Annotated in this window: 9 protein-coding genes; 5 read left to right on the top strand and 4 right to left on the bottom strand. The window is 72.3% G+C overall.

What is annotated here, in order from left to right; genetic code table 11:
* Positions 1-322, top strand: a 322-nt coding sequence (locus VFW71_04540) for a hypothetical protein (GenBank protein HEU5002029.1), incomplete at its 5' end; no start/stop codon positions are given.
* Between the two features lie 46 nt (positions 323-368).
* Here the strand turns inward: VFW71_04540 and VFW71_04535 are convergent.
* Positions 369-716: a type II toxin-antitoxin system PemK/MazF family toxin gene (locus VFW71_04535; GenBank protein HEU5002028.1), complete on the bottom strand. Its 348-nt coding sequence runs from the start codon at positions 714-716 to the stop codon at positions 369-371.
* Between the two features lie 280 nt (positions 717-996).
* Here VFW71_04535 and glpX point away from each other — a divergent pair, with 280 nt between their 5' ends.
* Genes glpX through VFW71_04515 form a run of 4 tightly spaced genes read left to right on the top strand, consistent with a single transcriptional unit; the run spans position 997 to position 5,478 of the window.
* Positions 997-1,986, top strand: a complete 990-nt coding sequence (gene glpX, locus VFW71_04530) for a class II fructose-bisphosphatase (protein HEU5002027.1) — start codon at positions 997-999, stop codon at positions 1,984-1,986.
* A 16-nt stretch (positions 1,987-2,002) separates the two neighbouring features.
* Entirely contained in the window at positions 2,003-2,353 is a 351-nt protein-coding gene (locus tag VFW71_04525; GenBank protein HEU5002026.1) for a rhodanese-like domain-containing protein, read from the top strand.
* Positions 2,354-2,379: 26 nt separating this feature from the next.
* Positions 2,380-3,558 (top strand): aminotransferase class I/II-fold pyridoxal phosphate-dependent enzyme, encoded by a 1,179-nt coding sequence (locus VFW71_04520; GenBank protein HEU5002025.1) that lies wholly within the window; start codon positions 2,380-2,382, stop codon positions 3,556-3,558.
* A 6-nt stretch (positions 3,559-3,564) separates the two neighbouring features.
* Entirely contained in the window at positions 3,565-5,478 is a 1,914-nt protein-coding gene (locus VFW71_04515) for a hypothetical protein (GenBank protein ID HEU5002024.1), read from the top strand.
* A 22-nt stretch (positions 5,479-5,500) separates the two neighbouring features.
* On the opposite strand, the gene VFW71_04510 is transcribed toward VFW71_04515, so the two are convergent.
* The 3 genes from VFW71_04510 to VFW71_04500 form a co-directional block, all read right to left on the bottom strand.
* Complete coding sequence (locus VFW71_04510) at positions 5,501-6,352, bottom strand: methyltransferase domain-containing protein (protein ID HEU5002023.1); 852 nt, start codon at positions 6,350-6,352, stop codon at positions 5,501-5,503.
* A gap of 25 nt (positions 6,353-6,377) precedes the next feature.
* The gene (locus tag VFW71_04505; GenBank protein ID HEU5002022.1) at positions 6,378-7,613 is read right to left on the bottom strand and encodes an NAD(P)/FAD-dependent oxidoreductase; all 1,236 of its coding nucleotides are present in this window, start codon (positions 7,611-7,613) and stop codon (positions 6,378-6,380) included.
* Between the two features lie 110 nt (positions 7,614-7,723).
* Positions 7,724-8,563, bottom strand: coding sequence for an ATP-binding cassette domain-containing protein (locus VFW71_04500; GenBank protein HEU5002021.1), 840 nt, complete (start codon positions 8,561-8,563; stop codon positions 7,724-7,726).
* Positions 8,564-8,632 lie beyond the last annotated feature (69 nt).

The raw sequence follows: 8,632 nt of genomic DNA, 5'->3' as shown, positions 1-8,632 counted from the left end.
GATCTGCGTCAGCGGCTACACGGCCACCGTTCGCCCCCCGGCCAGCTACACCGACGCCCTGAAACGCCAGCAGATGGCCAGCCAGGGCCTGCCCGGCCCCACCTCCCTCTACGAGGAGGACCACCGGGTGCCGCTGGAGGTGGGCGGCAACCCCACCTCACCGCAGAACCTGTGGCCGGAACCCTGGGATGGGCCGCACGGCGCGCATGCCAAGGACACCATCGAGAACCGGGTCCACAAGGACGTCTGCAGCGGCACCCTCACCCTGGCCCAGGGCCAGGCGGTGTTCCTGGGGGACTGGTGGACGGCGCTGGTCCCCTGAGGGGGCTGATCTCCAATTTGATTACCAATTGCGGCAGGCTTGGAGCCTACAGGTCGAGGACCAGGCGGAGTCCCTGATCGAGGGCACGAAGATGTGCCGGCGCCAGCCGCCCAGCCTGGCCCAGAAGCAGGTCCCGGCCGATGCTCAGCAGCTGGGTGATATTGATCACCGATGGCATGGGGAGACCCCCGTCGCCAGGCGCCAGGGCGACGTTGCCGGGGGAGTCCGCCAACCGCAGGTTGGAGGTCACCGCTGCCACGATGACGGTGGCCACCTTGGATCGATTGAAGCGGTCGGACGACACAATGGCTGCAGGTCTGCGGTATGCCGGGGCCGAACCGATCGGGTCGCCAAAATCCACCCACCAGATCTCGCCGCGCCTCACCACTGCCATGCGCCCTGATCGATGAGGGCGCGACCGGTGGTGGCGCCCTGCCCGGCGGCGAACTCACTCGCCAGTTCGTCCAGCTTCCTCGTAACGGGATCGTCTCCCTGCGATTCAAGGAAAAGCCGAATGGCTTGGACGTAGAGCTGGGACCGGTTCAGCCCCAGGCGGGAAGCCACCTGTTCGGCTTCAAGGAAGACGTCCAGGGCAATGGCTGCTGCGTCGTCCGGGGGCCACCCCCAGCGACTCCCTCCCGTCTTTCGCAGGAGCCGACTAGTATGGCCGCACGATGCATCATCCCAAGCAGGCAGCCCTCGTCGCCGAACGCAATCTCGGCATGGATCTGGTTCGCGTCACCGAGGCCGGAGCGCTGGCCGCTGCCCGCTGGCTGGGCCGCGGGGACAAGGAGGGTGCGGACGGCGCCGCCGTGGACGCGATGCGGGCCATGCTGGCCACCGTCCCCATGGACGGCATCGTCGTCATCGGTGAGGGCGAGAAGGACGAGGCCCCCATGCTCTACAACGGCGAGCACGTGGGCAACGGCGAGGCGCCGCAGGTCGATGTCGCCGTGGACCCGGTGGACGGCACCACCCTCACCGCCAAGGGGCAGCCCAACGCCCTGGCCCTGCTCGCCGCGGCCGCGCGGGGCTCGATGTTCAACCCGGGGCCGTGCTTCTACATGGAGAAGATCGTCACCGGCCCGGAGGCCGCCGATCTCATCGAGCTCGACGCTCCGATCGAGGTCAACCTCGCCCGGGTGGCCAAGGCCAAGAGCGAGGACGTCGAGGAGCTGACCGTGATCGTCCTCGACCGGCCCCGCCACAACGAGCTCATCACGGCGATCCGCCAGGCCGGGGCCCGCATCAAGCTGATCTCCGACGGCGACGTCGCCGCCTCGATCGCCGCTTCCCGTGACGGCACCGGGATCGACCTGCTGGTGGGGATCGGGGGCACGCCGGAGGGGGTCATCTCGGCGTGCGCGCTGAAGTGCCTGGGGGGTGTCATCCAGGCCCGCCTGCACCCGCGCAGCGAAGAGGAGCGGCGCAACACCCTGGACGCCGGGTACGACCTGACCCGGATCCTCACCACCGAGGACCTCGTCAAGGGCGAGGCCTACTTCGCCGCCACTGGCATCAGCGACGGCGACCTCCTGCAGGGCGTGCGCTACCGGGGGCCGCGGGCGATGACCCAGTCGATCGTGACCCGGTCGCAGTCGGGCACCGTGCGGGTGATCACCTCGGAGCACGACTGGACCAAGCTTGGAGACCCCGGCTCCTAAGTCGCGGATCGACGCGGTGCTGGCCGATGCCCGCCGCCGGATCGCGCCCCGGGCCACGCCCGCCGACCTGCCGGGGCTCATCGCCCGGGGTGCCCTGATCGTCGACACCCGACCGGTGGAGCAGCGCCAGCGCGACGGAGCCCTCGAAGGGGCGGTGGTCATCGACCGCAATGTGCTGGAGTGGCGGCTGGACCCCACCTCTCCCCACCGCATCCCCGAGGCCACCGGCGAGGACCAGGAGATCGTGGTGGTGTGCAACGAGGGTTTCTCCTCCAGTCTCGCCGCCCTCTCGCTCCAGGCCCTCGGCCTGGGCCGGGCCACCGACCTCGAGGGCGGGTTCCAGGCGGTGCTCCGAGCGGGGGCGTAGCACCACGACTCGGGTATCCTCGGCGCGTGGGCATTGCCGAGCAGCTCCCGGAGCGCAGCCGCCGGTCCTTGGCGGCGGGCGGGGCCCTCATGGCCTTCCTCATGAAGTACGGCCCCCGGGCGGCGGCGCCGGGTGCCTGTGACTTCATGGCCGGCAACCCGACCGAGCTCCCGCTGCCCGAGTACGTCGAGGCCCTCCAGAAGGCGGTCGTCGCTGACAGCCCGGCCTACTACCGCTACGGCCCGCCCTGGCAACCGGCCATCGACGCCGTGGCGCAGGCCCTGGGCGAGCGCCTCGGCCTTCCGATCGACCCCCAGGACGTAGTCCTCACCCGGGGCGCAGCCTCGGGGCTGGTCCTCCTGCTGCGCCTGCTGGTCGAGCGGGGCGACGAGGTGTTGATGATGTCGCCCCCCTGGTTCTTCTACGAGTCCCTGGTGCTCCAGGAGGGCGGCGAGCCGGTCAAGGTGCCGCTCATCGGGGAGCGCTTCGACCTCGATCTGCCCGCCATCGAGGCGGCGATCACACCCCGGACGCGCATCGTCCTGCTCAACACCCCGCACAACCCCAGCGGCCGCATCTACCCGCTGGAGGATCTCACCGGCCTGGCGACGATCCTGCAGGAGGCCTCGGAGCGCCACGGCCGGAGGATCTTCCTGATCAGCGACGAGGCCTACGCCCGCATCCTGTTCACCGGTGCCCGTATGGTCACGCCGGCGCACGCCTATCCCTCCACCTTCCTGCTGCACACCTACTCCAAATCGATCCTGGCTCCCATGCAACGGGCGGGGTACATGGCCATGGCACCGGCGATGCCCGATCGGGAGGCGCTGCGCATGCCCCTGCTCTGGGCGTCGCTCAGCATGGGGGGACCGCCGGATACCGGCATGCAGCATGCGATGCCGGAGCTGGAGCGGATGCTGATCGACCTCCCCGCCATCGAGCGCCGCCGCGACCGGCTGGTGGCCGCCCTGCGCGCCATGGGCTACCGGCTGGAGACGCCCGAAGCCGGCTTCTACCTGTTCATCCACAGCCCGATGCCCGATGCCGTGGCCTTCTGCGACTGGTTGGCGGAGCGGGGGGTGTTCACCCTCCCGGGCGAGGCCTTCGAGCGGCCGGGCTACTTCCGCATGTCGCTCACCGCCACCGACGAGATGGTCGACCGGGCGCTACCCATCCTCGAAGAGGCCGCGAAGCTCACCGCGTAACCGAAGATGCGGGAAGCACTGGACCACCCCGGGGCCGAGAGCGCCTCGCCCGACCCCGAGGCCCGCCTCCAGCTTGCCGGGCACTGCTTCGTCCTGGGGAGGTACGACGAGTCCCGGGCGCAGCTGGAATTGGCGGTCGGAGAGTTCACCGAGCGCGGCGCCCAGGCCCGGGCGGCGTGGGCCGCGGCCTGCCTCGGACGGATCCTGCTCGATGGCCTCGGGAACCGGCTGGCGGCGAAGGCGTGGTTCGCCCGCGCCGAGCGGCTGCTGGCCGGCGTCGGGCACTGCGTCGAGGAGGGCTGGGTCGCCGTGGCCCGCACCGGGTGCTGCCTCCCGGACCCCGCCGACCTCCTGGCCCGGGCTGAACTCGCCCTGGAGCGGGCCCAGGAGTTCCGCGATGCGGACCTGGAGGCCAAGGGCCGGGCCGACGGCGGCCTGGCCCTGGTGCTGCTCGGCAGGGTCGAGGAGGGCATGGCCTGGCTGGACGAGGCGATGGCCCTGGTCACGGGCAACCTGGTCAGCGACCTGTCGGCAGCCGGATCGATCTGCTGCAACCTGTTCAGCGCCTGCCAGGAGACCCGGGAGATTGGCCGGGTGCACGAGTGGGGCGACATCCTCAGGGCTCAGGGTTTCCTGGGGGACAAGGGCGGCCCGGGGATCCTGGGGGCGCACTGCGCCACCGTCTACGGCTCCCTGCTGTGCGAGTGCGGGCGCTGGGCCGAGGCCGATGCGGTGCTGGAGCACGGGCTGGAGCTGACCGGGAGCGGCTCGCACTACAGCCGCGGTGCTGCGGTGGCGGCACTGGCCGATCTCCGGGTCCGCCAAGGCCGCCTGGACGAAGCCGAGCGCCTCCTGGTGGGCTTCGAAGACCTGGTGGAGGCGACGGTGCCGCTCGCCCGCCTCCACCACACCCGCGGCGAGCACGACCTGGCGGCCGCCGTCGCCCGCCGGGGCGTGCGCACCCTCGGCGACGACCGGATGCGCTCCCCTGCGCTCCTGGGCATCCTGGTGGATGCCGAGCTGGCCCGGGGGGACATCGGGGCGGCACGGGAGGCCTGCCAGGAGCTGGAGCGCCGGGCCGGCACCGCAGCGCCAGCCGAGGTGGCCCTCGCCGTCGCCCGGGTCGCAGCCGGTGCCGGCGATGCTCCGGCCGCGGTCGGGACCCTGGAGCAGGCCCTGGCCGGTATGGATGAGTGGGCCGCCCCCTTGCTGGCCGTCACCATGCACCGTGAGCTGGCACACCTTCACCCGGACCCGGCCGCCGCTCGCGCTGAGGAGCAGGCGGCGGCGGCGATCGAGGCCCGGCTCGACCTCCACGGCCGGTGGCTGCCCGGGCCGTCGCTCGCCCCGGGCCCCCCCGCCATGCTGCGCCGGGCGGGGGACGACTGGGTGCTGACCGTCGGCGGCAGCACGCTCTACCTGCGGGCGACGAAAGGGTTGTCCTACCTCGGGGTCCTCCTGGGGGCGCCTGCCGTCGAGCACCACGTGCTGGACCTGGTGGAGGCGGTCGAGGGGGCACCGGAGGAGCCGGGTATCCGCCGGCGTGACCTCGGCGATGCGGGCGAGATGTTGGACGGCGCCGCCAAGGCCGCATACCGCCGCCGGCTGGAGGCTCTGCGGGCGGACCTCGACGAGGCCGACGCCCGCGAGGACGACGATGCCATGGTGGCCATCCAGGGGGAGATCGACGCCCTGGTGGCCGAGCTGTCCCGGGCGGTGGGCCTGGGCGGCCGGGACCGGCGGGCAGCCTCGGTGGTGGAGAAGGCCCGACTCAACGTCACCCGGGCGCTCCGGGCCGCCATCGCCCGCATCGAGGAGTCCTTCCCGGACGCCGGGCGGGACCTGGGCGCCGGGGTGCGGACCGGGATCTACTGCAGCTACCAGGCGCCGCCCGGAGGGACGCCCTGGGCCGCCAGTTAGGCTGCTTGCGGCCTCGGCCCGCTCACGCCCGGGCCGTCACCACGAGATAACCGCGGGAGAAGTCCGAAACGCCGCCCACCATCCGGCTCCGCATCGCCTCCTGCAGGGCGGCGACCACCTGGTCCCGGGTCTCGTCGGAGACCTCCTTCAACAGCTCGGCCACCAGGCCCTGGCGCAAGGCCACCCGGGCCCGGGTGGCCACGTCACCCTCCGAAAGCGCAACGGTGTCGTTGTGCAGGGCGACGTCGACGTCCTGGAACCCGGCGCCTTCGAGGATCTCGCGGATCCGTCCGGGGTCGGCGAAGGAGAATGGGCCCGGTTCTCCGGGGTCGGGCTGCGGCGGGGCCATGCCCAGGACTCCCCGCGCCACCACGGTCGGCAGCGTCATCCATTCGTTGCTGGCGGGCCCCTGCCAGCAGCAGAACGACAGCCGGCCCGCCGGCGCCAGGCACCGGTGGATGTTGGCGAAGGCCGCCACCGGGTCGGCGAAGAACATGACGCCGAAGCGGGAGTAGGCAGCCTGGAATGCGCCCGCGCCCAGGTCCTCGACCTGCGCGTCGCCCACGACGAAGGACACCGACCCCGCCCCGGAGGCGGCCGCCCGGGCCTGCGCCCCGGCGACCATGCCCGGTGAGATGTCCACGCCCACCACGCTGCCCCGGGGCGCCACCCGTCCGGCAAGGGCAAGGGAGGTGGCGCCGCCCCCGCACCCGATGTCGAGGATCCGTTCGCCCGGCTGCGGCGCCAACGCCTCTATGGCGGCCTCGCCTGGTGCCCCCCCAAAGATCTCCAGGGCGTCCTGGTCCTCCAGCCAGCCGGCCGCCCGTGCCGTCCAGTACTCCCGTGCCTCGGTGTTCGCCACTGCCGTTGCCATGGTCGTTCTCCCCTCAGTGTGGGTCTCAGTGTCCTACTGCTGCGGGGGCCGCTGCCAGTGCCCGGCCGCCGCGTTGAGCAAACGCGAAGAGCTCGCTCAGGGGTGCGGTGCCCGCCGAAGCGCTGGCGAACAGGTCGCTGCCTTCCGGGCTCCCGGCCGCCGCCTGCACCACCGCCATCAGGTCCGGGCCCGGCATCTCCATCGATGCAAGCTTGATCGTGAACTCGTACATCGGCATCGCCCGCCGGTCCCGGTCGGCCTGGTAGGCGCCGAGCGCGTCGGCGAAGGGCCGGCCGCCCGTGCGCCATTCATCCAGAGCCTGGACGCAGCGCTCACCATCCAGGAAGGCGTCGCTGATGCCCTGCGCCGTGATCGGGTCCTTGGTGTACCCGGCGTCGCCCACCAGCGCCCACCCGCGGCCGAATGGGCGGCGGAAGAAGTTCGGCGTGACCCCGCCGCGGATCGGCGTCTCCCGGACGGCGGCGGCGATACGCTCGGCGAAAGCCGGGACGAGGCGGAATGCGCCTTGGTAGCTGGCCTCCAGGTCGCCCCGGTTGGCCGCCATCTCGGCGACCGGCCAGCCGACGACGACCATCGTGAGGTCGTCATGGGTCTGGGCGACACCCCACCCCCGGCGGTGCATCGGCTGCGGGTAGGTCTCGAACCGGCCCTCCATGGGAAGCCCCGACCAGTAGGCGTAGTAGGCCACCAGCTGGGCCGGGCACTCCCGGTAGGAGGGCGCGTGGACCGAGGCGGCGACCAACGAGTTGCGCCCGTCGGCCCCGATGACCACCGGCGCCCGCACTGTGACCGCGGGTGCGTCCCCCCGGCGGGCACGGATGCCGGCGACGGAGCCTCCCTCCCACAGGACGTTCTCCACCACGGTGCCCTCCCAGAGCTCGGCCCCGGCTTCGCGCGCGGCTTCGACCAGCAGGGCGTCGAGGATGGTGCGGCGGGGGGCGTAGGCCACGCCTACCCCCTCCACGGGGCGGGGGTGGCCGGCGATGGCGAACGGTCCGAACTGGAAGCGATAGGTGTCGATCGGCGGGCAACCGGTGGCCACCAGCCGGTCGAGCAGGCCCCAGCGCTGCAGGGCGGCCACCCCCTGGGGGTGGATGGCGTGCGTCGAGAGCGTGTCGCTGGGGAAGGTCGCCCGGTCCACCAGGAGGACCCGCCAGCCCACCCGGCTGAGCTGCATCGCCACGGGCGAGCCCGCGCACCGGGCCCCGACCACGATGGCGTCGTACTCCGTTGCTTGCATGTGTGGCCCCCTTTTTAGGTCGGGTTCTCGTGCGAGCCCCGTGCAGCAGGGGCGTTCAACCCGGGGTGCGGGCCGTTCAGTGCCCGATGAACGGGCACGCGCGCGGCTGTCTAGCCCGCCAGGGCCAAGTTCTCCAACCGGATGCCGGCATCGGCGGCTCGGCCCTCCACGTCGGCGGCCCCGGCACCGGTAACGACGACGCTGCGGTCGGGCTGGATGTCGGCTGTCATCCCGGCCGCCTCCAGCACGGTGACCAGCCGGGACGGTTCCCGGGTCCGCACCCGGAGCGAGCCGGGGGACAACGCCCGCAGGGCAGCCATCGAGAGTTCGGCCATCCTGCTGCCCTCGGCCATCACCACCACCTGGTCGGCCACCCGGCACATCTCGTCGATGTCCCGCCCAGCAACCACAACGGTGCGCCCGTCGCGTGCGACCGACCGCAGGAGGCCCCGGGCCCAGATGCGCGTCGCAGCGTCTACCCCGGCCGGTGGCGCATCGAGGATCAGGGTCTCCGGAACGCCCAGTAGGGCGGTGGCGATCCCCAGCCGGTGGGCCTGTGCCGGGGACAGCGACGCGGCCCGCCGGTCAGCCAATGCACCGAGCCCGGCCTGATCGAGGGCGGCGGCGACCCGGCCCTCGGGGATGCCGCCTGCCCGCGCCTGCGCCCCGAGGTGCGTGGCGACGGTGGCCGCCGGATGGAAGGCCCGGGGGAAGAGGAGAGCCCCGATCTCAGACGCCGACTCCCGCAGGGCATGAAAGGGCCGCCCGTTGACGAGGGCCACTCCCGAGTCGGGCTCGACCAGGCCCATCACGATCCTCAGGACGGTGGACTTGCCTGCCCTGGGCGGCCCCAGGAGCCCGGTGACCCGGCCGGGCAGGGCATCGAAGGTCAGGTGATCGACCGAACATCGAACCCCGTGGCGCTTGGTCAGCATCCGGACTTCGATCATGGGCTGATCGTCGCCCTCCGGCGTCCCCCCGGCTATCGGGAATGGCCCTGGCTGCACCCTGAGATCACC

It is taken from the genome of Actinomycetota bacterium (genome assembly GCA_035765775.1).
Classification (GTDB): Bacteria; Actinomycetota; CADDZG01; order JAHWKV01; family JAOPZY01; genus DASTWV01.
The sequence above is the reverse complement of the archived record's forward strand: the minus strand, read 5'-3'. Positions and strand labels throughout refer to the sequence as shown.